This window comes from Bradyrhizobium embrapense (assembly GCF_001189235.2).
GTDB classification, from domain to species: domain Bacteria; phylum Pseudomonadota; class Alphaproteobacteria; order Rhizobiales; family Xanthobacteraceae; genus Bradyrhizobium; species Bradyrhizobium embrapense.
The window spans coordinates 1,130,170-1,154,251 of record NZ_LFIP02000002.1 but is presented as its reverse complement, the minus strand read 5'-3'; the positions used below and the strand labels follow the sequence as shown (position 1 = coordinate 1,154,251).

Below are 24,082 nucleotides of genomic sequence, written 5' to 3'. Positions count from 1 at the left end.
CGCCGCCGGAAACTCCCCCGCGACCTCACGGCTTGTGCGCCGTGATCCAGGCCTCAGTGGCGGGCAGCACGCGCGCGGCGAGATCGGCCGAGATCGCGATCGCCTGCAAGGAGCGCGCCACCATCACCCGCCCGCCGCTGGTCGATTGCGACGGGGCGAACGCGGCGAGCTCCACCGCGTGGGCCTGATCGGTAAAATTGGTCATGAAGTTCGGCACGAACTGGTCGCGGAAGTTCGGCCCTTGCCTCGCCAGCAGCGCATCGAAATTGGCCCGGACGAAGTCCCAGGCGAGCTGCGGTTGATCGCCCGCGCCCGCAACGGCGTTGATCATTCCCGTGACGATGGTGTCGGGCAATTCGTTGGTCAGCGTCAACGTCAGCGTGGCGCGCGCCAGCTCCGCATCGCGGGCACTGGCCGCGGCGAAGTAATAGCGCAGCCGCTCATTGGTCGCCGTGCTCTTGCGCGCGAGCGCCAGCAGTTGATCATAGGTTGCCCGATCGGCCGTGATGCCAACGACATGGGTGACCGCATCGCGCAGCGTGGTGGGCAGCGATTTGGGATCATCGAGGAACGTTGCAAAGCGCTGCTTCGCTTCGGCGATGATGGCCGCATCCCCGAGATCGCCCAGCGTCGAGATCAGGCTCGCGCGCTGCAGCGCGGTGTCGTCGTCGGCGGGACCGCGTCCCTCCCATCCGATCCGATCGAATACCGGGCGCAGCTTGGCGCGGGCATAGGCCTGGATCACCGGTCGTTCGCTGCGGTCGCGCGACAGGCGGTTGAGCATGGCAAAGGTCGAGATCACCTGGTCCCACACCGCACGGTGGTCGCCGACATCGAGCGCGTCGAGCAGCGCAAGATAGGATGACGCTTCAGTGCGGCCCGCCTGCACCAGCGCCCAGCTGTCGGTGACGATATTGAGCCGGTCGGTGACCTGCATTTGCGGGAAGGCGTTCAGCAATGCGGCACGGTTCTTGGGACCGTATTCGACCCTGAAGTAACCGACGGCGCCGAGATTGACCTTGATCGCATCGCCGCATGTGCCGGCCGGGACATCGGCACGGCCCTTCAGCAGGATCTCGTCGAACGGCTTGCCCTGCGCCGGTCCGGCCGCAACCGGGATCTGCCAGTCGTGGGCCGGCAACGGCGGATCGCCGGCCGGCGCGATCACGAAGCGATCCTGCCGCAACGTCAGGCGCTGTGCCGTGCCATCGCACGCTGTCTCCGCCACGACGAGCGGCACGCCGTCCTGCTCGGTGAAGGAGGCGGCGATGCCGGTGATGGGCTTGCCGCCGGACGTCTCGAGCGCCTGCCAAAGATCGGCCGTGGTGGAATTGCTGTAGGCATGCGCGGCGATGTATTTGCGGATGCCGTCGCGGAACGCCTGCTCGCCCAGCCAGGTCTCCAGCATGCGGATCAGCGCCTGCCCCTTGTTGTAGGTGATGGCGTCGAACGCCGTGACCGCTTCGCTGTGATCGGCGATCGGCTGCTGCACCGGGTGCGAGGTGCGGCGCGCATCGAGCGCCATGGCGAACTGCTTGGCGCCGTTGCCGTTCAGCCAGCTCTGCCATTGCGGATAGAATTGCTCCGACGCCTTGGTCGCCATCCAGCTGGCAAAGCCCTCGTTGAGCCAGAGATTGTCCCACCACGCCATGGTGACGAGATCGCCGAACCACATATGCGCCATCTCGTGCGCGATGATCGCGAAGATGCCGCGCCGCGCGGTCTCGGCATTGGTCGCGGGATCGAACAGCAGCCGGCTCTCGAAGAAGGTGATGCCGCCCCAGTTCTCCATCGCGCCGCCGAACCCGCCGGGAACGGCGATCAGGTCGAGCTTCGGCAGCGGATATTTCACGCCGAAATAGTCGTTGTAATAGGCGAGCAGCTTCACCGCGCTGTCGAGCGCGAACCGGCTCTGCCCGCTCTTGCCCTCCGTCGTCACCACGCCGACGATGACGCCGCCGGCATCCGCGGTGATCCGCTCGAGCTCACCGACCGTGAGCACGAACAGATAGCTCGACATCTTCGGTGTCGGCGCGAAGGTGACCTTCTTGAGATCGTCGGCGACCGGCGCCTCGCTCGCGACGGGCATGTTGCCGACCGCGAGCAGATTGCGCGGAATCACGACGGTCAGTGCGAAGCTCGCCTTGAACGACGGCTCGTCCCAGCACGGGAAGATCCGCCGCGCATCGGCCGGCTCCAGCTTGCTTGAGACCAGCCGCTTGATCCCGCTCGGGGTCGGATAATCGACCGCGAACAGGCCGGTGCCGAATTTGTTGATCTGCGCCGTGAACACGATGCGGAGCTTGTGCCGGCCCGCCGCAAGCGGTTTGGCGAAGGTCAGCGTCGCGGTCTGCGCGGTAGCGTCCGTTGCGACCTCAGCACGCTGCGCACCGTCATCGATCGTGACCTCGGCGAAGGTCGTATTGATCGCATTCAGCGTCAGCTGCGCCACGGCCTCGCGCACATCGACGTCAACGGTCTCGACGCCGGGCAGAGCAAGGCTGGTGAGATCGGGCGTCAACTCGATCGTGTAGCTCAACGGGACCACCGTCTTCGGCAGCTTTCCCGGCGTGCCGTCGAACGAAAATGTCTGCTCGGCCTGCGCGCCCGCGGCCATCGTCAGCAGCAGACCGATCGCCGTGGCAAGACGACGCAGCTGCGCGGTCCGGACATGGGTTGCTGGCTTGTTCATCGCGCACGACTCACCGGGATTTCGGGAATTTCGGATGTCATTGCGGAAGGACATAGCGGGCAATCTAGTAGAGAACATGTCGCCACAAAACTGACAACTCCGCGACATCCGACATCGCAGCGGCTCGCATCGATTGGTGCGCGGCTCGCTACGGCGCCTCGGCCGGCCCTTGTTGCTCTACGGCCGGGTGGAAGGCTAACTTGTGGCCGACATTCCGGCCGCAAGGTCCGGCCACGGGAGACAATAATGTTCGGAAAATTCTCGCGTCGGCAATTTGCGGGCCTTGCAGGCCTCTCGGCGCTCGGCTTGACCGGCCCTGCCGAGGCAGCGAACCACGCCCCGCGGCCGGACGGCGCGAACTTTCCGGCCGGCTTCGTCTGGGGCACCGCGACCTCGTCCTACCAGGTCGAGGGCGCGGTCAACGAGGACGGCCGCGGCCGATCGATCTGGGACACATTCACCCACACATCGGGCAAGATCGAGGACGGCTCGACCGGCGATCGCGCCAACGAGCACTACCACCGCTACAAGGAAGATGTCCGCCTCATCAAGGATCTCGGCGCCAGGGCCTATCGTTTTTCGATCGCCTGGCCGCGGGTGTTTCCCGATGGCACCGGCACGCCGAATCCGAAAGGCCTCGACTTCTACAACCGCCTGGTCGACGAGCTGCTCGCCAACGGCATCGAGCCCTACGCCACGCTCTATCACTGGGACCTGCCGCAGGCGTTACAAGACCGCGTCGGCGGCTGGCGCTCGCGCGACACATCGAAGGCGTTCGGCGACTATGCCGGCTATGTGGCGCAGCGACTGACCGACCGGGTCAAGAACATCTTCACCCTCAACGAGGTCGGGCGCTTCCTCCCGTTCGGCTATGCGCTCGGCGTCGACGCGCCGGGGCTGACGCTGCCGCCGGCCGAGGTCAACCAGGCGCGCCACCACGTCGCGCTGGCGCATGGGCTCGCGGTGCAGGCGATCCGCGCCAAGGGCCGCCCCGGCACGCGGGTCGGCCCGGCCGAGAACATCACCGCCTGCGTGCCCGCGGTCAACACGCCGGAGCACATCCGCGCCACCGAGATCGCGACGCGCGAGCTCAATGCGGGCTTCCTCGGCGTTCTCCTCGAAGGCAAGTACACCGAGGGCTTCCTGCAATATGCCGGCACTGATGCACCCAAATTCACCGCGGAGGAGCTGAAGATCATCTCGCAGCCGAACGATTTCGTCGGGCTCAACATCTACGCGCCGCAGTGCTACGTCCTCGCCACCGACTCAGGCCCCGGCTGGAAGCCGCTGCCGATGCCGGGCTCCTTCCCGCATATGAGTTCGGATTGGCTGCGGATCGCGCCGGAAACGATCTACTGGGCGCCGCGGATCGCCGCCAAGCTCTGGAACATCAAGAGCATCTATATCAGTGAGAACGGCACCTCCGGCGAGGACAAGGTGCAGCCGGACGGGCAGATCTACGACCTCGACCGCATCATGTTCCTGCGCAACTACCTCGCCCAGTTGCAGCGCGCGACCGCCGACGGCGTCCCGGTCCACGGCTATTTCCTGTGGAGCCTGATGGACAATTTCGAGTGGATCTTCGGCTATGCGAAGCGCTTCGGCCTCTATCGGGTGGATTTCGAGACCCAGGCGCGCGTGCCGAAACTGAGCGCGGCGTTCTATCGCGACGTGATCGCGCGCAACGCCATCGGCGCATGATCTATCCGGCCTGCGGCCGCGCGCCGGACCACGCACGCTTGAGCAAGTTGCCGATGCCGCTCTCTTCGATCGGCCGCGGATTCCAGTAGGGATTTTTGGTGGCGAGTGCGGCCGCTTTTGCGATGCCGTCTTCGGGCATACCGATCTCGGCGAGCGAGCGCGGCGCGCCGAGCCTTGCCGACAGATCGAACAGGCCATCGGCCGCATCGGACACTCCAAGCGCCCGTGCGGCACGGCTGATCGCATCGCGTGCCGCCGGCGTGTTGTAGGCGATAGTGTGCGGCAGCAGCACCGCATGGGTTTCGGCATGCGGCAGGTCGAACAGCGCGCCGACGGTGTGGCAGAGCTTGTGATGCAACGCCATGCCGACGGTGCCGAGACAGACCGCACACAGCCACGCGCCATAGAGCGCGTCGGACCGCGCGTCGAGATCGCGCGGCCGTGCGATCACCTCCGGCAGCGATGACGCGAGTTTTGCAATCGCCTCTTCCGCCATTAGCGCGGTGATCGGGTTGCCGTCCCGCGCATACAGCGCCTCGGCCGCATGGGCGATCGCATTGAGGCCGGAGATCGCCGAGAATTTTGCCGGCATCGAGACCGTCAAGTTGACGTCGTAGATCACGGCCTCGGGCAATATCTTGGGCGAGGACTGCGTGGTCTTGACACCGTCCACGGTCTCGCCGAGCACCGGCGTCATCTCGGAGCCGGCATAGCTGGTCGGCAAAATCAGTTGCGGCAGGTCGGTGCGCAGCGCGATCGCCTTGCTAAGCCCGGTCGCGGCGCCCGCGCCGATCGCAACCACGCCGTCGGGTTTCAACTCGCGGACCGTCTGCATCGCACGTTCGGTCACCGCGACCGGCGTGTGCACGACGGCGCCGTCGAACGCGCCGGCGATGCGGCCGCCGGCCAGCCTTACGAGATCGCCGAGCTCGGCCTGCTGCCGCCGGCTTGCGAGCAGCAGCGCGCGGCCGATGCCAAGCCGGCCGAGTTCGTCCGCCAGCTGCGCGACCGTGCCGGTCCCGAACACGACCCGCATCGGGCTGACCTGATAGATAAACGATTGCGCCATGGCGATTTCCAGAACGGTTGGTCAGCCCCGGCGCCAGTCACGCGGCGTGCAGCCGAAGCGATGCCGAAAGCGCCGGGTAAAGTGCGACAGATCGGAGAAGCCCCAGTCGAAGGCGATGTCGCCGATGGCGCGCCCGGCGACCGCCGGATCCTTCAGGTCGCGCGCCGCGCCGTCGAGGCGGCGGTCCATCACATGGCTGGCGAATGTGGTGCCGGCTTTCTCGAACAGTTTGTGGACGTAACGCTCGCTGATGCCGATTGCGGCCGCGATCGATGCGACGCTGAGCCCCGGCTGGCGCAGCCTGCGGTCCACGGCGCGGCGCAGCGCCAGCCAGGTCGCGTCCGCAAGGCCCGCACCCTCGGCAACGCCTGCGCAACCGGTCCGCGACAGGCTGAGCGCGACCAGATCGAGCAGCACACCGAACAGCCGGGCATTGTCGGCATCAGAGGCGCGAAGCGCCGAATTGTTCAGCACTTGCGCGGTCTCGGCGATGAGATGGCCGACAAAGGGATCATCGGAAACCCGCGCCGGCGTCACCTCGGGCGCCGACGGCAGCCGTTCGTCGAGCGCCTCGGCCGGCACCCAGAACGAAGCGACCTGCAGCGCCGGGCCGCGGTCATGCAGCAGCGAGAAGCGCTGCCCGCTGTCGAAGATTCCGACCTGCCCCGGCGACAGGCTGATCTCGCGCCCCGCCTGCTGGATGCGGCAACGGCCGGCGAGCTTGAGATTGAGGTAGTAGCAGCGCCGGCTGGACGCGGCGATGTCGGCTGCCGAGCGCCGCACGACATGCTCCGGGAAGCTGACCCGGTTGACCGCGCCATCGCCGAGCCCAACGGTTTCGACCCGGGCCAGGAAGCCCGGTGTCGCCGACGGTTCCGGCGTCAGGTTCATGAAGGCCTTGCAGATCGCTTCGCGATAATAGGCGAACTGCTCGCCCGGCCGCGTGTCCGCGGTATTCCAGCTCAGCCTGCGCGAGCGATCAGCGGCGGCGATTTGCTGCATCAGTTCACTCCGAGCCCAGTCCGGTTCGGTTACAGCCAAGCGCGTTCCGTGGCCCCGGGTCAATATCCGATCGAGAACTGCTTGAACTCGGCGCGTATTCCGGACGTCGCAACCGATCTAACCAAACCACGCAGGGAGCTACAACATGTCGACCTATGTTCTCGTCCATGGCGCCTGGCATACCGGCGCCGAGTTTGAGCCGGTTGCGGCTGCGATCCGCAAGGCCGGCCATGTCGTGCACACCCCGACCATCAAGGGCAACCGCCCCGGCGACCGCAAGGATTCCGGGCTTGCCGAGGCCATCCACTCGATCGTGGATTATCTCGCCGAGCACAATCTGAATGACTTCGTGCTGGTCGGCCACAGTTACGGCGGCATGGTCATCACGGGCGTTGCCGACGCCGCCGCCAACCGCATCCGCCGGCTGGTGTACTGGAATGCGTTCGTGCCCAACAATGGCGAATGCCTCAACGACATGGTGCCGCCGCACTATGTCGGCCTGTTCGATGCCGTCCATGCCGAGCGCGGCGACGGCTCGGTGGTGCTGCCGTTCCCGATCTGGCGCGAGGCCTTCATCAACGACGCCGATCTCGAGACGGCGCAGCGGGCCTATGACAAGCTCAACCCGCACCCGCTCAAGACCTTCCAGGACAAGATCGCGCTGCGGACCAATCCGGCCGAGATGCCGATCGCAAAGTCCTACGTCAACTGCACCGAGGATACCGCGATGCCGCACGGCCTGCCCTGGCATCCGCGGCTGTCGGAGAAGCTCGGGCTGTTCCGCCTGGTCCAGGTGCCGGGCAGCCACGAGCTGTGCTTCTCCAATCCCGAGCGCCTGGCACAGGCCTTCCTCGACGCCGGCCGCGATTAGGCAGCCTTGTATTCCGGCGCGGTCGCAAGGAAGCGCGCATAGGCGTCCGCGTCCGGCGGCGTGAACTTTTCGACGAGCGGGTTGCGGCGCGACGCCTTGGTGCCGATATCCGCGAGCAGCTCGTCGAAATGCTTGAAGTGATACGGCGCGACGCACAGCCCGCCATAGACGCCCGCCGCCGGACGCTCGACGCGCTTGAAGTTCAGCATCATCGCAATGTTGTCGTGCATCTCGGCCGCGCTCGGCTGCCGCGCGAGCTGGCCGTCGGCATAGCGCACCAGCCAGTTCGCGGCGAGATCCGCGCACAGCACGGTGCAGAAGCTCGAGTTGAACCCGACAAAGCCCATGTCGGGCAGATCGGGGTTGGCGATCAGCCGATAGAGCCGGTACTGCCCGTCGGGCTCGACCAGCTTGGCTTGATACTCCTCGGGCAGGAACGGCACGCCGAGCTTGTAGCCGATCGCGAGCACCGCGACGTCGGCCGCGACACGCTGGCCGCCGCTCATCACGATGGTCCTGCCGTCATAATGATCGAAAGTGCCCTGCACGGCCTTGATCCGGCCGTCGGCGACCATCGGATAGAAACCGGGGGTCGCGATCGGCACCGAGCAGTTGACGCCGTCTTCGATCCGCTGCTTCGGCACCATGCCGCACTGCTTGAGCTTGAGCTGCATCTTCAGCATGCTCTCGAGCCCGCGCCAGTTCGCCCAAACGAACGGCTTCGCCACGGCATGCGCAAGGCGCGCGATCGGGCCGATGCCCCAGCTCGCGAACATCTGCTCCTGGGCACGGATGTAGAGGATGCGCTTGAAGTTGACGAGGCCGCCGACGAAATAGGGAAACCGCCAGACCGGCTCGCGAAACACGATGGTGACCTCGCTGGCGCCGGAATTGACCGCGTTCACCGCGATGTCGGTCGCCGATTTCGAGCCGCCGAGCACCACCACCTTGCGGCCCTTGGCGAGATCGGGATCGCTGTATTGCGACGAGTGCAGGATCTGGCCGCCCTGCGCCTTGAAGCCCTCCTCGCCGGGCAACGGCAGGGACTGCGGTTCGTTGAACTGTCCTGTGCAGACGGCGACAAAGTCGAAATCCTCATGGCCGGTGGCACCGTCGGTCGAGCGCAGCGTGAGCGTCCAGCCTGGTCTGCCGTCGGCGCGGCGCGTCATGCCTTCGACCCTGGTGTCGAACCGCATCGCGCCGTCGAGCCCATGGCCGCGGGCGTAGTCGCGCAGATAGGCATGGACTTGCGGTCCTTTCGGCCATTCCGGATAGGACTCCGGCATCGCCTTGTCGGTGTAGCGATAGAGCTCCTTCGGGCTCTGGGTCTGCACATCGGGATAGGAGCGCGCCGGCTCCCAGACCCCGCCGAGATCGCCGCTGCGCTCGATGATCGTCACCTTGTGGCCGCGACCGGCGAAGGCCTTGCCGGCGGCGAGGCCGGAAATCCCGGCGCCGATGACGCACACATGCTTCTGCTTGACCATGAAACGTCTCCGCGATGAATGAACAAGTCCATTTTCCAGGCGCACGTCCCCGTAATCACCGGAGCCAGCTCCGGCGATTGCGCGTGCGTTTTGTCTGTTTGCTCGCGCTCTAGTCGTTGGCTTCCGGCGGCAGGAAATCCACCTCGTGCTCGGCGGAAATGCGCACCACCTCGACGGGGTCCTGCAGGTTGTGCAGCTTCTCGAACAACGCCTCGAGCTTCTGCATCGGCGACACCCAGAACAGCGCCCGCGCCGGCTTGTCCGACTTGTTGAAATAGCCGTGCGGGATGCCGCGCGGCATGCGCACGAGGTCGCCGGCCCTGGCCTGCACCCAGACGCCGTCGAGCTTCAGGTCGAGCACGCCCTCCTGCACCAGGATGAACTCGTCCTGGGTCGGGTGGATGTGCACCGGCACGAACTGGCCGGGATCGCTGTTGGTCTCGAACGCGAAGGTCGAGTCGGTGACTGCCTTCGGATAGTAGACCTGGCCCAGGATATTCCAGGTCTTGCCGCCGTAGCCGGTGCCGGTTCGGGTAATGCCTTTCTCGAGCGTGCCCATGTCAGCCTCTCCAGTTTTGGATGCTTCTTGCGGACACGGAGCCTGTCGCTGGCCGGTGAGGCTGTCTAGCCGATAAACGAATCCGCAGCCGGCGCGATCATGCTGCAATGCGGGAGCATCGAGCCGGCCGCCGTCTGCTTAACGACATCGCAGCCGCCTGCGTGCCGATCGGGCAGATTGCGCGACGAAACGGCGTTCCCCTTTGCCGGCGAATGCACTAGGCTGGCTGATATTTTAGACCTCAAACAACTCCGGACGGCCGGCGTGACTGCTGTTGGCAACGAGGTTTCGGCAAGGGCAAATTCCGCAAGGCTGAAGGATTTCGCACGCGTTGCGACCGCGCGCGTCGATGATGCGGCCGAAGCGATCGGCCGCATCTTCTGTCCGCACGACCTGACGCCGGTCGATCATTCGGAGCGCGATTTCTCCGCGCACCACAATTGCGCAGGGTTCGACGGCTTCTCCGTCAACTATGTCGCCTATGGCGGATCGGTCGCGATCAATCCCGGCTGCCTCGATCGCTTCTTCCTGTTGCAGATGCCGCTGTCCGGCTCGGCCTCGATCCGCACCGCCGCACGCGAGCTCACCACCGGGCCGCAACACTGTGCCTCGCTGCTGTCGCCGACGATTCCGACCGAGATGACCTGGCGCGACAACTGCGCCCAGATCATCCTGCTGCTCGACCGCAAGCTGGTCGAGCATCGCGCCGCGGCGCTTGGCGGCGCGGCGGTCCAACCGGTCGAGTTCGATCCCGCCGTCGCCTTGCATGGGCCGCTCGGGCAGACGCTCTCGGCCAGGATCGGGCGGCTCGTGTCGACGGCGGAGCAGCTCGGGCCATGCAAATCGTTATCTGCGGTCGCGGCGGCCGATTGGCGCGAACAGTTCCTCAACGTCCTGCTCAACGAGCAGCGCCACAGCCTGAGTTCGGCGATCGAGGTGTTCAACGGCCGTACCGAGGCGCAGCCGGCGGCGCTGAAGCGCGTGCGGGCCTACCTCGAAACCCGCGCGACCGAGCCGCTGGATCTTGCCGAGCTCGCCGACATCGCGGGTACCGGTATCCGCGCGCTGCAACTCGGCTTCCGCCGCCATTTCGGCACCACCGTCTCAGAGATGCTGCTCGACATCCGCCTCGCCCATCTCAACGCCCGCCTCAAGACGGCGCGGCCGGGCGAGCGCATCGTCGATATTGCATTCGACCTCGGCTTCACCCATCTGAGCCGGATGGCGAGCGCCTACCGCGCCAAGTTCGGCGAAAGCCCGAAAGCGACGCTGCAGCGGCTGAGCTGAGCGGCGGTTCCGAGCGGCGCGTCCCGGCCCTGCCCATCCGGCCAGTTTCGCCGCCGGCCGCAACATCCCAGATTGCGGGAAGCCAACGGAGTTTCCCATGACCGAACCGAACATCCTTGCCTCGCTGTCGTCAGCCCTGTCGGAGACCATTGCGCGCGCTGCGCCGTCGGTCGTCTCCGTGCATTCGCATCGCGCGCGCGCCTCCGGCTTTGTCTGGAAGGTCGGCCTGATCGTCACCGCCGACGAAGCGCTGGCCGACGAGGGCGAGATCGAGATCCAGTTCGCCGACGGCAGCCGCAAGCAAGCCGCCGTCGCCGGGCGCGACCACACCACCGACATTGCCTTGCTGCGCGTCGATGGCGAAGTCGCCCCGGTCAAACTGTCGAGCGAGATCCCCGCGCTCGGATCGCTCGCGGTGCTGGTCGCGGCCGACCGCGACGCGCCGGTCGCACGGCTCGGCATGGTCTCGCGGTCGGGCGGCGCCTGGCGCAGCCTGCGCGGCGGCGAGATCGACGCGCGGATCGAGCTCGACGTCCGGCTGCGGCACAGCCAGCAGGGCGGGCTGGCGCTGAATGCCGCCGGCGTGCCGTTCGGCATGGCGGTGCTCGGCCCGCGCCGCGTACTGACGATTCCGGCTGCGACCATCGAGCGGGTCGCAGCCCAGCTCGAGAAGAGCGGCCGCATCGCGCGCGGATATCTCGGCGTCGGACTGCAGCCGGTCCGTCTCGACGACGGCCTCGGCGCGATGGTGATGAATGTCGACAAGGCCGGCCCCTCGGCCGCCGCCGGCATCCGCCAAGGCGACGTGATCATCGCCGTCAACGGTGAGAAGCTGTCGGGCGTGCGGGCGCTGTCGCGCGGTCTCGGGCCGCAGAGCGTCGGCAGCGTCGTCGAGCTGACCGTGCATCGCGGCGGCGAGCCGATGACATTCAAGGTCACAGTCGGAGAGAGGCCCGAGACGTGAGCAGTGAACCTGCCGCCGACATCGTCATTGCGCTCGAGATCGACGACCCCGTCCTCGCCGACCGGCTGGCGACATTGCTCGGCAGCGTCGCCGGCCTGCGGCTTGCCGCACCCGGCGAGCAGGCGGCGGCCGCGATCGTCGCACGCAACCGCGAGGCCGCCAGCGGCGACTTCGAGCTGACACCGCGCGAGCTCGATGTGCTGGCGCTGCTGGCCGAGGGCGCATCCAACAAGATGATCGCGCAGCGGCTCGGGATTTCCGTCCACACCGCAAAATTCCATGTCGGCTCCCTGCTCGACAAGCTCGACGCCACCGGCCGCACCGACGCCGTCGCCCACGCCGCGCGGCGCGGCGTGATCAATTTGTGAAGGGTGCGCGGTCTCTCCACACGTCGTCCCTGCGAAAGCAGGACTCCGGCGCATGTTGCATGCGGGACCCACCGTTCGTCGTCCTGGCGAAAGCCAGGACCCATAACCACGGCTTTGGATTGTGAAAGGGACCGTGGCCCCGGCATCGCGCAACAATGAACATTCGGGGTAATGGGTCCTGGCTTTCGCCAGGACGACGATGAGGATGGTTCTCGATTCAAGGTGTCACGCGGTGTCATCACCCGCGAAAGCTAGACAACGACCCCAACTCGATGATTTGCAAAAATTCCGCCACGCGGACGTCTAGACCAAATGCGTAGGTAGTCGTCCGGATACAGACACCCTCTCGATCTCGCTATGCACTCTTCAGCCAACAAGAAGAAACGGCATGAAGAAGCTGATCGATCGTCACCGGGACATTCAATACACGCTCACCAACATCGAACCCGACCTCTGGAGCTGGTCATTCGAAATCAACGGCAAGATCAAGCGCGGCACCACGCGCGCGCGGCTCGACCTGCTGGCGCAGCGCCGGGTCTGCACGCTGATCGATCGCGAATTGAAAGGCGCGGAACGGGACAAGCCGAAGAAGCCTGACTAGACCAGCCGCTTCGCCGCCGACCTGACCCAAGGCTTGGACTAAGGCTTGGACTAAGGCTTGGCCCAAAGCTTGGCCTAAGGCTCAAAGCATCATGACGCTGCGAGAACGGTCGCAGCGATCTCGAGCCGCGGTCCGGCGTAGCGCCGGTCGTCCGGTCCATGCTGCCCGCAGCCGACGCTCCAGAGCGCGGGCCACGACAACAGCTCGAGCCCCGTCGCCGATATCGCCGCGAACGACGTCCAGCTGATGTCACCGCGGCGTCGCCACAGCACGCCGCCGGGTCCCATGTCCGGATAGAAGGCGATCTCGAGGTCGAAATCCCGCTCATCGCCGAGATCCGGACCGACCCAATAGTGCGGACTGCGCCCATGCTCGCGCCCGAGGATCAGCGTTAGCGTCTGGTTCGGACCGCGCAGGCCGAGCCAGAGCGGTGCGATCATGTCAGGCACCGGCGTGCAGAGCAGCGTTTGCGGCGCCGCTACTCCGGCGGCGGTGCGACCTGACAATCTCAGGGCGACGACCGTCGCCGGCGCCGGCATTCCGGACAATGGTGCAGGGTTGATGCCGTGCGGCAATGGCGACCACGCTGCCTCGTCGAGAGATGGTGGCGGCCATGCGAGCTGCTCGCGGATGGCGCCTTCGGTGTCGAGCACCTGATAGCGGAGACCGCGTCGATCGAGCGCGGCCTGCACGCAATGCAGATACTCGACGCCCTCGGGCATCCGGTGCGCGGTGCCTGCGCCGGCGGTGCAGATCTGCAGCACCCCGCGATGAACCTGAACGTCGAATGCAAGGATGTGGCTGCAGACATAGGCGGTCACGCCGGCGCGCACCAGGATTTCCCAGAAGCGCGCACTGTATTCGTGGCCGATCTCGCGCTGATAGCTGCCGCTGAAGCCATTGATGGGGAAGACCGGATGATGACCCAGCACCAGCTTGTATCTTGCGTCGTTGTGCTGTTCGAGGACCGCGTCCAGCCATTCGGTCTCGACGTGGCCCTCGCCGCCGAGCCCGCTCCACAGCGTGTGCACGAACACCATCAGCAGGTCGTCGCGGTGGACCCAATAGGACAGGCCTTCCTGACCGGGCGGACCGTTGCGCGGCAGCTTCAGCACCTCGCGAAACACCGCCTCGCTCATCCGATCATAGGTGGTGTGGTTGCCGGTCGTGTGCCACAGCGGCACGGCGCGTCGATCCAGCCAGCCCATTTCGGTATCGAGCCAGTGCCGCCATTGCGCGCGCAACGCCTCCGCATCGGCGGTGAGGCCGATGATCTCGTCACCCGGAAAGAGGATGAATTCGGGCGCAGGATGCAGCCGGCGGACCACATCATTCATTGATGCGAAAGTCCGCTCGTGCAGCGCGCCGGGAACACCGGAGCAGGCGTCGGCATAGATCACGAACTGGTGGCCCGAATTTCTCGGCAACAGAGACGGAATTGCATCATGCATGGTCGGACCACGTCCTCACGAGCCACATCATAGAGGAAGGCAGACTGATCGCTCAAGGCGGCCATCCATGCGATGGTCGTGGATTCGGGGCTCTCGAAGTCGCTCGGTCCGAGGACGGGGGTTCCTGCACACCAGGACGTGACTTTCGGAAAAGCTGGTCTGCCGGCAGGCGCTAGGCGGCGCTGCGGCAAGCTGCTAGCGTTTTGCGCTTCAGATTGCCTTACTCGAGGATCGGAGCAAATGGACAACCGTAGTGATGTTTGGCGCGGCGTCGACGCGATCAAGCCGCGTTTCATCGAATTGAGCGACCGGGTGTGGGCAATGCCCGAGGTCTGCTACACCGAGGCACGCTCCTCCGCCGAACATCTGGCCGAACTGCGCCACCAGGGTTTCCGCATCACCGAAAACCTCGCCGACATTCCAACCGCGGTGATGGGCGAATGGGGCGAAGGCGGCCCCGTGATCGCCTTCCTCGGCGAATATGACGCCCTGCCCGGCCTCAGCCAGGAGGCCGGCATCGCCGAGCATCGTCCGGTCGAGACCGGCGGCCACGGTCATGGCTGCGGCCACAATCTGCTCGGCTCCTCCGCATTGCTCGCCGCGACCGCGGTGAAGGACTGGCTCGCCGCCAACAAGGTGCCGGGCCGGGTGCGCTACTACGGCTGTCCCGCCGAGGAAGGCGGCGCCGCGAAGGCCTTCATGGTGCGCTGTGGCGCGTTCGAGGACGCCGACATCGCCATCACCTGGCATCCGCACAGCTTCTGGGAGGTGGCGGTGACGCCGTCGCTCGCCAACACCCGGGCCGACTTCATCTTCACCGGGCGCACCTCGCATGCGGCGGCCTCGCCGCATCTCGGCCGCAGCGCGCTCGATGCGGTGGAATTGATGAATGTCGGCGTCAACTACATGCGCGAGCACATGCCGAGCGATGCCCGGGTGCACTATGCGCTGCTCGACACCGGCGGCATTGCACCCAACGTGGTGCAGGCCCATGCCCGCGTGCGCTACTCGATCCGCGCCCGCGACCTGCCCGGCATGAACGAGCTGGTCGAGCGCGTGCACAAGATCGCGCAAGGCGCTGCCCTGATGACCGAGACCAAGGTCGAGATGAAGATCATCTCCGCGGTCTCCAACATCCTGCCCAACACGCCGCTGGAGCGGACGCTGCACCAGATCATGGAAGATCTCGGCCCGCCGCATTTCGACGATGCCGACAAGGATTTCGCCGGCAAGATCCGCGCGACCCTGACCGACAAGGACATCGCCTCGGTCTATTACGCGATCGGCATGGAGCCAACCGACCGGCCGCTGGCCGATTTCCTGGTGCCGATCGACGCCAAGCGCAATCCGCTGATCGGCTCGACCGATGTCGGCGACGTCAGCTGGGTGGTGCCGACGGTGCAGGTTCATGCACCGACGGTTGCAATCGGCACGCCGTTCCACACCTGGCAGGTTGTGGCGCAGGGCAAGACGCCGGCCGCGCACAAGGCGATGGTGCAGGCCGCCAAGGCGATGGCTGGCCTCGGCGTCAAGGCGCTGCTGGAGCCGGAGCTGATCGCGGCCGCCAAGGCCGATCTCAAGAAGCGGACCACCAGAACGCCCTATGTCAGCCCGCTGCCGGCGAATGTTGCTCCGCCGTTGGACATGTCGGTCGCCTGAGGACCGCATAACGGGCCGGACCAGTTCTTTGCAACGAGGTCCGGCCCAAGCCCTTTCCGATTGGAACGGAGCAGCCACTTCGCGCGACAACGCTCTTGCGTGACAAAAAAGCATCTCAGAACAAAGGATAACGAACAAATTTTCCGCACTGCGAGGCGTGCGCAGCCGCGCTTTGGCACCGAAATGCCGAACCGATGTGCGATGCGGAGCCGTTCTGCACAAGCGATAGCCAAAAGACCTAGGCCCTGTGGCGTTGGAGACGTTGACCTTCGCGGTCATTCGGTGTGCCATCTGCCGCCAGCACGGCGGCCGGTTCCACGGTCCGCCGCAATCTCACGTGAGCCGGACCGAGGGGACAATGTTCGACAACAATCTGCGCGGGATGATCGACGACGTAAGGGACGGGCGGATGGATCGCCGCGCCTTCGTCAAGCGAATGGTTGCCGTCGGCCTCACCGCGCCGTTGGCTAACCAGATTCTGGCGATCGGCGGCGTCGCGATGGCGCAGAGCCCCAACCCCTACAAGCCGACCAAGCGCGGCGGCGGCGGTCCGCTGAAGCTGTTGTGGTGGCAGGGCCCGACGCTGCTCAATCCGCACTTCGCCACCGGCACCAAGGACCAGGATGGCTCGCGCATCTTCTACGAGCCGCTGGCCAGCTGGGATGTCGACGGCCATCTCAACCCGATCCTCGCCGCCGAGATCCCCTCGATCCAGAATGGCGGCCTTGCCGCCGACGCCAAATCGGTGGTCTGGAAACTCAAGCCCGGCGTCAAATGGCATGACGGGAAACCGTTCAGCGCCGACGACGTCGTCTTCACATACGAATATGCCAGCGACCCGGCGACGGCCGCGGTCTCGAGTGCGACCTACGCCGGCATGACAGTGGAGAAGGTCGACGACCTCACGGTCCGCATCAAGTTCAAGGATCCGACGCCGTTCTGGGCCAACGCATTCGTCGGCGCCTATGGCTGCGTCATTCCGAAACACCTGTTCGCCGAGTTCAAGGGCGGCAAGTCGCGCGAGGCGCCGACCAATCTGAAGCCGGTCGGCACCGGACCCTACAAGTTCATCGAATTCAAGCCGGGCGACCTGATCCGCGGCGAGATCAATCAAGACTACCACATGGCGAACCGGCCCTATTTCGACACGATCGAGATGAAGGGCGGCGGTGACGCGGTGTCGGCGGCGCGCGCGGTGATCCAGACCGGCGAATATGATTTCGCCTGGAATATCCAGGTCGAGGACGAAGTGCTGCTGCGGCTGGAGAAGGGCGGCAAGGGCAAGACGCTCTATGCCGTCGGCGGCGACATCGAATTCATCGCCATCAACTTCACCGACCCCAACACCGAGGTCGACGGCGAACGCTCGTCGATGAAGACCAAGCATCCGATTCTGTCCGACCCGCGCGTGCGCCAGGCGCTCGCCCTCCTGGTCGACCGCGAATCCATCAAGAAGGTGATCTACGGCCGCGCCGGCCGCGCCACCGCCAACTATCTCAACGGCCCCGAAGAGTTCGTCTCCAAGAACACCAAATGGGAGTTCTCGGTCGAGAAGGCGAGCGCGCTGCTCGAGGAAGCCGGCTGGAAGGCGGGCTCCGATGGCATCCGCGAGAAGGACGGCAAGAAGCTCAAACTTCTCTACCAGACCTCGATCAACGGGCCGCGACAGAAGACCCAAGCGATCGTCAAGCAGGCCTGCCAGAAGGCCGGCATCGACGTCGAGTTGAAATCGGTGGTGGCCTCGGTGTTCTTCTCCTCCGACGTCGCCAACCCCGACACCTACGCCCATTTCTATGCCGACATCGAGATGTTCCAGATCCCGATGACGCAGCCCGATCCGGCCCTGCACATGCGCCGCTATCATTCGCGCAACGTCGCCACCAAGGAGAACAAGTGGCAGGGACCGAACTTCCCGCGCTGGGTCAACAAGGATTACGACGCCGCGGTCGATGCCGCCGATACCGAGACCGATCCGATCAAGCGCGCCGATCTCTACATCAAGTGCAACGATCTGATGTGGCAGGACAACGTGATGATCCCCGTGATGCATCGGCTCGCGGTGGAAGCCTGCTCCAACACGGTGCGGCCCGCGCTCTCCGGCTGGGCCAACCAGACCGACAATCTGCAAGACTGGTATCGTGAAACTTAAGACGTGACGGGTACAGCGTCGAACCGGTGCATCTCTTCCCTCTCCCCCCCCTTGCGGGGAGAGGGTTAGGGTGAGGGGCTCGAACTGCCAATACCGTGAGAGATGAGTTCGTGGAGAGTCCCTCTCACCCGGCATTCAAGCCGTGCTTGAATTCCGACCTCTCCCCGTACGCTGGGCGAGGTGAAGCTCGCCTTTCGACTGAAAGTAAGATCAACGTGCTCAAGGTGCGAGCGTTAGTTAGATGATCTCTCTATGAGTCAGTATATCCTGCGCCGTCTGATGATCGCGATCCCGAGCCTGCTCGGGATTTCGGTCGTGCTGTTCGTCGTGCTGGCGCTCGCGCCAGGCGATCCGTTCAGCGAGCTCGCGACCAATCCGAACGTGCCGCCCGAGGTGCAGGCCGCGCTGCGCACCAAGTTCGGGCTCGACGATCCGATCTATCTCCGCTACCTGCACTGGCTCGTGGCGATGGCGCAGGGCGACTGGGGCTTCTCCTTCGTCAGCCGGATCAATGTCGATACGCTGATCCTGCAACGACTGCCGACCACGCTCTACGTGGTCGGCTCGTCGCAACTGCTGGCGCTGCTGATCGCGATCCCGGTCGGCGTCTACGCCGCCACCCGACCCTATTCGCTGTTCGACCAGCTCGCCAACACCTTCGCCTTCATCGGCTTCTCGCTGCCGACCTTCTTCACCGGCATCCTGTTCATCCTGGTGTTCTCGGTGAAGCTGGACTGGCTGCCGTTCGTCTACACCGACCTACCGGGCAGCGGGATCAAATGGGCCCTCGAGATGATCCGGCAGGCCATCATGCCAGTGATGGTGCTCGGCCTGTTCCAGGCGGCGTCGATGACCCGCTTCGTGCGCTCGGCGATGCTCGACGTGATCCGCCTCGACTATGTCACCACCGCGCGCGCCAAGGGGCTCGGGCAGGCCAAGGTGATCGTCAAGCATGTGATGCGAAACGCGATGATCCCGGTTGTCACGCTGATCGCATTGCAAATGCCTGCCGTGTTCGGCGGCGCCATCGTCACCGAGCAGATCTTCCGGATTCCCGGCATCGGCTCGCTGCTGATTTCCTCCATCCTCGCCAACGATACGCCGGTCGTGATGGCCGTGACCTTCGTGTTCGCGTGTCTCGTGGTGCTGTTCAACCTGATTGCAGATGTCCTCTATGGCTGGCTTGACCCTCGCATCTCCTTCCGCTGAGCGGCGCGGCTATTCGCCCTGGCGCGAAACCTGGCGGCGCTACCGCCGGCACCGGCCGGCGGTGGTCAGCGCCGTGCTGCTGCTGCTCTTGATCGCGGCCGTGGTGATCGGTCCGTTCATCTGGCGCGTCTCGATCAGCGACATCGACGTGGTGGCAGGCCTGCAGGGCCCCTCGCTGGCGCATCCGTTCGGCACCGACGATCTCGGCCAAGACCTGCTGGCCCGCATGATCTATGGCGGCCGCATCTCGCTCGCGGTCGGCCTCGCCGCGATGCTGGTCTCGGTGTTCGTCGGCACGCTGATCGGCGCGCTCGCCGGCATGTCGCGCGGCCCGCTCGGCTACGCGCTGATGTGGCTGACCGACCTGTTCCTGTCGCTGCCGCAACTGCCGCTGCTGTTGATGCTGATCTATCTGTTCCGCGACGGGCTGAAGGCCGTGTTCGGCCCGGAGGGCGGCATCTTCATCCTGATCGTGCTTGTGATCGGTGGCCTGCGCTGGATGCCGGTCGCCCGCCTGGTGCGCGCCCAGTTCCTGTCGCTGCGCGAGAAGGAATTCGTCGAGGCGGCGCGTGCGCTCGGCGCGAGCCCGGTGCGCCAGGTGGTGCGCCACATCCTGCCCAATGCACTTGGTCCCGTGATCATCGCCGGCACGATCGACGTCGCCGCCGCGATCATCGCCGAATCGACGCTCTCGTTCCTCGGCCTCGGCTTCCCGCCGGATACGCCGACCTGGGGCCGCATCCTCTATGACGCCAAGGACTTTCTCGACATCGGGCCGCATTGGGCGCTGTTTCCCGGCGGCGCGATCTTCATCGCCGTGGTCGCCATCAACTTCATCGGCGACGGGCTGCGCGACGCGCTCGACGCCCGCAAGGTGATCTGATGGCGCTGCTCGACATCAAGGGCCTGAAAACCCATTTCAGCACCGACGCCGGCATTCTCCAGGCCGTCGACGGCGTCGACATCAGCATCAACCGGGGCGAGACGCTGTGCGTGGTCGGCGAATCCGGCTGCGGCAAGACTGTCACCGCGATGTCGATCCTGAAGCTGATCGCGATGCCGCCGGGCAGGATCGTCGAAGGCGAGATCATGTTCGAGGGCCGCGATCTCGTGCCGTTGACCAGCCGCGAGCTCGACGATATCAGGGCCAAGGAGATCGGCTTCATCTTCCAGGAGCCGATGACCTCGCTCAACCCGGTGCTGACGATCGGCGAGCAGATCGCCGAGAGCCTGCGCCGCCACGAGCCGGTGACCAAGAAGCAGGCGCTCGAGCGCACCGTCGAGATGCTGAAGCTGGTGCAGATCCCCAATGCCGCGGGTCGCGTGCATCATTACCCGCACCAGTTCTCCGGCGGCATGCGCCAGCGCGTGATGATCGCGATGGCGCTGGCCTGCCGGCCCAAGCTCGTGATCGCCGACGAGCCGACCACCGCGCTCGACGTCACCATCCAGGCGCAGATCCTCGACCTCTTGCAGGACATGAAGGAACGCTTCGGCATGGCGGTGATGCTGATCACGCACGCGATGGGCGTGGTGGCCGAGACCGCGCAGCGCGTCGTCGTGATGTATGCCGGCAAGGTGGTGGAAGAGGCGCCGGTCGACGAACTGTTCGGCAATCCGCGCCATCCCTACACCCAGGGCCTGATCCGCTCGATCCCGCGCATCGACCTCGACGCCGCGCACAAAACCCGGCTGGAAGCGATCGGAGGCTCGGTGCCGATCCTGATCAACCCGCCGCCCGGTTGCCGGTTTGCTTCCCGCTGCAAACACGCGATGAGCATCTGCACCGAGCGCGAGCCGCGGCTGCGCGAGATCGCGCCCGGCCATCGCATCGCCTGCCACCTCGGAGACGCGTCATGAGCGAGCCGCTGCTGCGCGTTTCCAATCTGAAGAAGCATTTCCCGGTGCTCGGCGGCCTGTTGTCGCGCGAGGTCGGCCAGGTCTATGCGGTCGACGGCGTGTCGTTTGCGGTCAGCCGCGGCGAGACGCTCGGCCTCGTGGGCGAATCCGGCTGCGGCAAGTCCACCACCGGACGCTGCGTGCTGCGGCTGATCGAGCCGACCTCGGGCGAAGTCGTGTTCGACGGCCAGAGCGTGACCGGTCTCGGCGGCGGCGACCTGCGTGCCATGCGGCGCAACATGCAGCTGGTGTTCCAGGACCCGTTCGCCTCGCTCAATCCGCGCATGACGGTCGGCGCGATCCTCGCCGAGCCCTTCATCATCCATAATCTCGTGACGTCAGCGAGCGAGCGCGAGGACCGCGTCGCGCGCCTTCTGGTCAAGGTCGGGCTGAAGGCCGAGCACATGCGGCGCTACCCGCATGAATTCTCCGGCGGCCAGCGCCAGCGCATCGCGATCGCCCGCGCGCTGACCTTGGAGCCGAAGCTGATCGTGTGCGACGAGCCGGTCTCGGCGCTCGACGTTTCGATCCAGGCCCAGGTCATCAACCTGCTCGAGGATCTGCAGGCCGAGCTGAACCTCACCTATCTGTTCGTGGCCCACGATCTCTCTGTGGTCGAACACATCTCCGACCGTGTCGCGGTGATGTATCTCGGCCGCATCGTCGAGCTCGCCAAGGCCAGCGATCTCTACCGCAATCCCCAGCATCCCTACACCAAGGCGCTGCTCTCGGCGGTGCCGGTGGCCGATCCCAAGGCGAAGCGCGACCGCATCCGCCTGAAGGGCGACGTGCCGAGCCCGATGAACCCGCCGCAGGGCTGCCACTTCCACACCCGTTGCCCGATCGCCGAAGAACGCTGCCGGCAAACCGCGCCGGAACTGCGGGAGGGAAGCAACGGGCATTCCGTGGCGTGCCATCTGGCGTAGGTGACGCGCCAGATGCGGTTGCCAGCCGTCGCTGGGGGCGCACCGCCAAAAATATCGAAAACAACCCCATGCACAGTAGCCGGCGGCTGCGGGCGTTCGACACGGCCCTTGACATGTCGGGCAAATCAGCGGCATTATTCGAAAATTCAGAAATAGTGGCGACGATGATTGAAATCATGCCGCCCAAGGCTAACGCCGCTTGGTCTTGCTCAGTGGCGTCGGTCTGGCCTTTGCCTTGGCGTTCCGCCGCGGTGCAGGCGCTGCCGCGTCCTCCGCCTCGCTCACTTCCGCCCGCAGCGTATCCAGCAACCAGTCGCGGAAGGCGCGCATGCCGGGCGTCACTTCCCGCGACTTCAGCCAGGTCAGCCAATAGGAGCCCGCCGGCACTTCGGCCGCGAATGGCCGCACCAGCCGGCCCGAGGTCAATTCGTTGTTGAACATCGCTGTTGGGACCAGCCCGACGCCGACGCCGCGCGCGGCGGCCTCGGCCATCGCAACCGAACTGTCGAAGATCGGCCCCTGGATCTTCGGGCATGGCGCGCCGGCCACCGCAAACCACAGCGGCCATTCCTCGGCGCGGTAGGAGCGCAGCAGGAATTCCTGCGCGAGATCCGACGGCTTGCGCAGCCGGCCCGCCGTATCGGCGCAGCACACCGGCGAGAGCGGCGTGGACAGCAGATGGATCGCCTCGGTTCCGTGCCATGAGCCGTCGCCGAAGCGAAGCGCAAGATCGAGCCCGTCGCCCGCGATGTCGACGCGGTTGTTGTTGGTGAGCAGGCGCAGGTCGATATAGGGATGCGCACGCTTGAAGCGATCGATCCGCTGCAGCAGCCACCCGGTCGCAAAGGTCGTGACGCAGCCGACGGTAACGACCTCGCGCGTGCCCTTGGCTTCGATGCGATCGATCGCAGCCCCGATCCGGTCGAGCGCGTCGGTCAACACCGGCAGCAGCGCCAGCCCCTCGTCGGTGAGCACCAGCCCGCGCGGCAGGCGGCGAAACAGGCTCGCGCCGAGCGTATCCTCGAGCTGCTTGACCTGGTGACTGATCGCGGTCTGCGTCACGCGCAGCTCCATCCCCGCGCGGGTGAAGCTGAGCAGCCGCGCGGAGGCCTCGAAGGCGCGTAATGCGTTCAGCGGGAGGTGCCGGCGCACGGTGTCATGACCAAGTTTTTCTCATGCCTCGTTGTATAAATGATTGTTTGTGCTCCGTCACGCCGCCCGGCAGGTTCGCGCCGCCAACGGAGACGAGAGATGCTGACGAGACGGACATTGGGATTGCGCGCGCTGGGCCTTGCGGTTTCTTGCACCCTGGCGCGACAGAGTGCAGCGGCGGGACCGAGCGGGCCGGCGCAGCGGCTGCAGGACGAGTTTGCGCGCATCGAGCTCGCAACCAGCGGCCGGCTCGGCGTCGCCGCGCTCGACATGGAAACCGGATTGCGCGCCAGCCTGCGCGGCGACGAGCGGTTCCCGATGTGCAGCACCTTCAAGGCACTGGCCTCGGCCGCGGTACTGCTCCGGGTCGACCGAGGTGAATCCAGCCTCGACCAGCGCGTGCGGTTCGAGGCCAAAGATATCTTGGCCAATTCGCCTGTCACCAAGGACCATGTCGAGTCGGGCATGACGCTCGCCGAACTCTGCGAGGCTGCGATCACGCGGAGCGACAACACCGCGGGCAACATGATCCTGCGCGAGATCGGCGGGCCGGCCGGCCTCACCGCGTTCTTCCGCACCATCGGCGACAATGTGAGCCGGCTCGACCGCTGGGAGCTGGCGCTGAACGAGGGCGTATCAGGCGACCCGCGCGACACGACGAGCCCTGTTGCGATGCTGAAGAATCTGCAGCGCGTGGTGATCGGCGATGTCCTGCAGGCCGCCTCGCGCCAGAAGCTGGCGGATTGGATGGTGGCCAACAAGACCGGTGACGCAAGGCTGCGCGCCGGCGTGCCGCGCGACTGGCGGGTCGGCGACAAGACCGGCACCGGCGAGCGCGGCACCTATAACGATATCGGCGTATTCTGGCCGCCCGGCCGCAAGCCGATCGTGGTGACGGTCTACCTGACCGGGGCAAGTGCGCCCATGGAGAAATGCAACGAGGTGATCGCCAATGTCGCGCGCGCCGTTGCGAATGCGAGTACCGGGCAGTCCGGCTAGAGCCGCAGGACGCCGCCGCGCGGCATCCCATCGCTGC

At 65.8% G+C, this 24,082-nt stretch carries 20 protein-coding genes; 13 read left to right on the top strand and 7 right to left on the bottom strand.

Translation table 11 applies throughout. The features are described from left to right. Nucleotides 1-25: 25 nt before the first annotated feature. On the bottom strand, nt 26-2,692 hold the full coding sequence (locus AKN83_RS12885; RefSeq protein WP_050404096.1) for a M1 family metallopeptidase: 2,667 nt from the start codon (nt 2,690-2,692) through the stop codon (nt 26-28). A gap of 246 nt (nt 2,693-2,938) precedes the next feature. Between AKN83_RS12885 and AKN83_RS12880 the strand changes: the two genes are divergently transcribed. Then, complete coding sequence (locus AKN83_RS12880; protein WP_050404095.1) at nt 2,939-4,393, top strand: GH1 family beta-glucosidase; 1,455 nt, start codon at nt 2,939-2,941, stop codon at nt 4,391-4,393. Nucleotide 4,394: 1 nt separating this feature from the next. Here AKN83_RS12880 and AKN83_RS12875 read toward each other — a convergent pair whose 3' ends face one another. Then, nucleotides 4,395-5,462: a maleylacetate reductase gene (locus tag AKN83_RS12875; protein ID WP_050404094.1), complete on the bottom strand. Its 1,068-nt coding sequence runs from the start codon at nt 5,460-5,462 to the stop codon at nt 4,395-4,397. A 21-nt stretch (nt 5,463-5,483) separates the two neighbouring features. Then, the gene (locus AKN83_RS12870) at nt 5,484-6,464 is read right to left on the bottom strand and encodes a helix-turn-helix domain-containing protein (protein ID WP_050404093.1); all 981 of its coding nucleotides are present in this window, start codon (nt 6,462-6,464) and stop codon (nt 5,484-5,486) included. Nucleotides 6,465-6,609: 145 nt separating this feature from the next. Between AKN83_RS12870 and AKN83_RS12865 the strand changes: the two genes are divergently transcribed. After that, a complete protein-coding gene (locus AKN83_RS12865) occupies nt 6,610-7,335 on the top strand; it encodes an alpha/beta hydrolase (protein ID WP_050404092.1) in 726 nt (241 codons plus the stop codon). Here the strand turns inward: AKN83_RS12865 and AKN83_RS12860 are convergent. Together AKN83_RS12860 and AKN83_RS12855 are read right to left on the bottom strand one after the other, a co-directional pair. Continuing rightward, nucleotides 7,332-8,822, bottom strand: coding sequence for a flavin-containing monooxygenase (locus tag AKN83_RS12860; RefSeq protein WP_050404091.1), 1,491 nt, complete (start codon nt 8,820-8,822; stop codon nt 7,332-7,334). The two genes, AKN83_RS12865 and AKN83_RS12860, sit on opposite strands and share 4 nt — an antisense overlap. 109 nt (nt 8,823-8,931) lie before the next feature. Beyond that, nucleotides 8,932-9,381, bottom strand: coding sequence for a cupin domain-containing protein (locus AKN83_RS12855; protein WP_050404090.1), 450 nt, complete (start codon nt 9,379-9,381; stop codon nt 8,932-8,934). 264 nt (nt 9,382-9,645) lie between these two features. On the opposite strand from AKN83_RS12855, the gene AKN83_RS12850 reads away from it, so the two are divergent. From AKN83_RS12850 to AKN83_RS12835, 4 genes are all read left to right on the top strand, one after another. Next, nucleotides 9,646-10,668 carry an AraC family transcriptional regulator gene (locus tag AKN83_RS12850; protein WP_050404089.1) on the top strand — a complete coding sequence of 341 codons (1,023 nt, stop codon included), beginning with the start codon at nt 9,646-9,648 and terminating at the stop codon, nt 10,666-10,668. A 97-nt stretch (nt 10,669-10,765) separates the two neighbouring features. Further along, nucleotides 10,766-11,632: a S1C family serine protease gene (locus AKN83_RS12845; protein ID WP_063695313.1), complete on the top strand. Its 867-nt coding sequence runs from the start codon at nt 10,766-10,768 to the stop codon at nt 11,630-11,632. Further along, nucleotides 11,629-12,000 (top strand): response regulator transcription factor, encoded by a 372-nt coding sequence (locus tag AKN83_RS12840; protein WP_050402547.1) that lies wholly within the window; start codon nt 11,629-11,631, stop codon nt 11,998-12,000. The genes AKN83_RS12845 and AKN83_RS12840 overlap by 4 nt, the downstream gene beginning before the upstream one ends. Before the next feature lie 388 nt (nt 12,001-12,388). After that, complete coding sequence (locus AKN83_RS12835) at nt 12,389-12,601, top strand: hypothetical protein (RefSeq protein ID WP_050402548.1); 213 nt, start codon at nt 12,389-12,391, stop codon at nt 12,599-12,601. A gap of 89 nt (nt 12,602-12,690) precedes the next feature. Here AKN83_RS12835 and AKN83_RS12830 read toward each other — a convergent pair whose 3' ends face one another. Then, nucleotides 12,691-14,052 (bottom strand): metallophosphoesterase family protein, encoded by a 1,362-nt coding sequence (locus AKN83_RS12830; protein WP_050402549.1) that lies wholly within the window; start codon nt 14,050-14,052, stop codon nt 12,691-12,693. 240 nt (nt 14,053-14,292) lie between these two features. On the opposite strand from AKN83_RS12830, the gene AKN83_RS12825 reads away from it, so the two are divergent. The 6 genes from AKN83_RS12825 to AKN83_RS12800 all read left to right on the top strand — a co-directional run bounded on the left by AKN83_RS12825 (nt 14,293) and on the right by AKN83_RS12800 (nt 21,894). After that, a complete protein-coding gene (locus AKN83_RS12825) occupies nt 14,293-15,711 on the top strand; it encodes a M20 family metallopeptidase (protein ID WP_050402550.1) in 1,419 nt (472 codons plus the stop codon). Nucleotides 15,712-16,069: 358 nt separating this feature from the next. Continuing rightward, nucleotides 16,070-17,860 (top strand): peptide ABC transporter substrate-binding protein, encoded by a 1,791-nt coding sequence (locus AKN83_RS12820; RefSeq protein ID WP_050402551.1) that lies wholly within the window; start codon nt 16,070-16,072, stop codon nt 17,858-17,860. Nucleotides 17,861-18,112: 252 nt separating this feature from the next. Then, nucleotides 18,113-19,069 (top strand): ABC transporter permease, encoded by a 957-nt coding sequence (locus AKN83_RS12815; protein WP_050402780.1) that lies wholly within the window; start codon nt 18,113-18,115, stop codon nt 19,067-19,069. Beyond that, complete coding sequence (locus AKN83_RS12810; RefSeq protein WP_050402552.1) at nt 19,035-19,952, top strand: ABC transporter permease; 918 nt, start codon at nt 19,035-19,037, stop codon at nt 19,950-19,952. The genes AKN83_RS12815 and AKN83_RS12810 overlap by 35 nt, the downstream gene beginning before the upstream one ends. Continuing rightward, the gene (locus AKN83_RS12805) at nt 19,949-20,929 is read left to right on the top strand and encodes an ABC transporter ATP-binding protein (protein WP_157113375.1); all 981 of its coding nucleotides are present in this window, start codon (nt 19,949-19,951) and stop codon (nt 20,927-20,929) included. The genes AKN83_RS12810 and AKN83_RS12805 overlap by 4 nt, the downstream gene beginning before the upstream one ends. Further along, complete coding sequence (locus tag AKN83_RS12800; RefSeq protein ID WP_050402554.1) at nt 20,926-21,894, top strand: ABC transporter ATP-binding protein; 969 nt, start codon at nt 20,926-20,928, stop codon at nt 21,892-21,894. The genes AKN83_RS12805 and AKN83_RS12800 overlap by 4 nt, the downstream gene beginning before the upstream one ends. 189 nt (nt 21,895-22,083) lie before the next feature. Here AKN83_RS12800 and AKN83_RS12795 read toward each other — a convergent pair whose 3' ends face one another. Next, nucleotides 22,084-23,046 carry a LysR family transcriptional regulator gene (locus tag AKN83_RS12795; RefSeq protein ID WP_050402555.1) on the bottom strand — a complete coding sequence of 321 codons (963 nt, stop codon included), beginning with the start codon at nt 23,044-23,046 and terminating at the stop codon, nt 22,084-22,086. Between the two features lie 99 nt (nt 23,047-23,145). Here AKN83_RS12795 and bla point away from each other — a divergent pair, with 99 nt between their 5' ends. Next, nucleotides 23,146-24,045 carry a class A beta-lactamase gene (gene bla / locus AKN83_RS12790; protein WP_050402556.1) on the top strand — a complete coding sequence of 300 codons (900 nt, stop codon included), beginning with the start codon at nt 23,146-23,148 and terminating at the stop codon, nt 24,043-24,045. Nucleotides 24,046-24,082 lie beyond the last annotated feature (37 nt).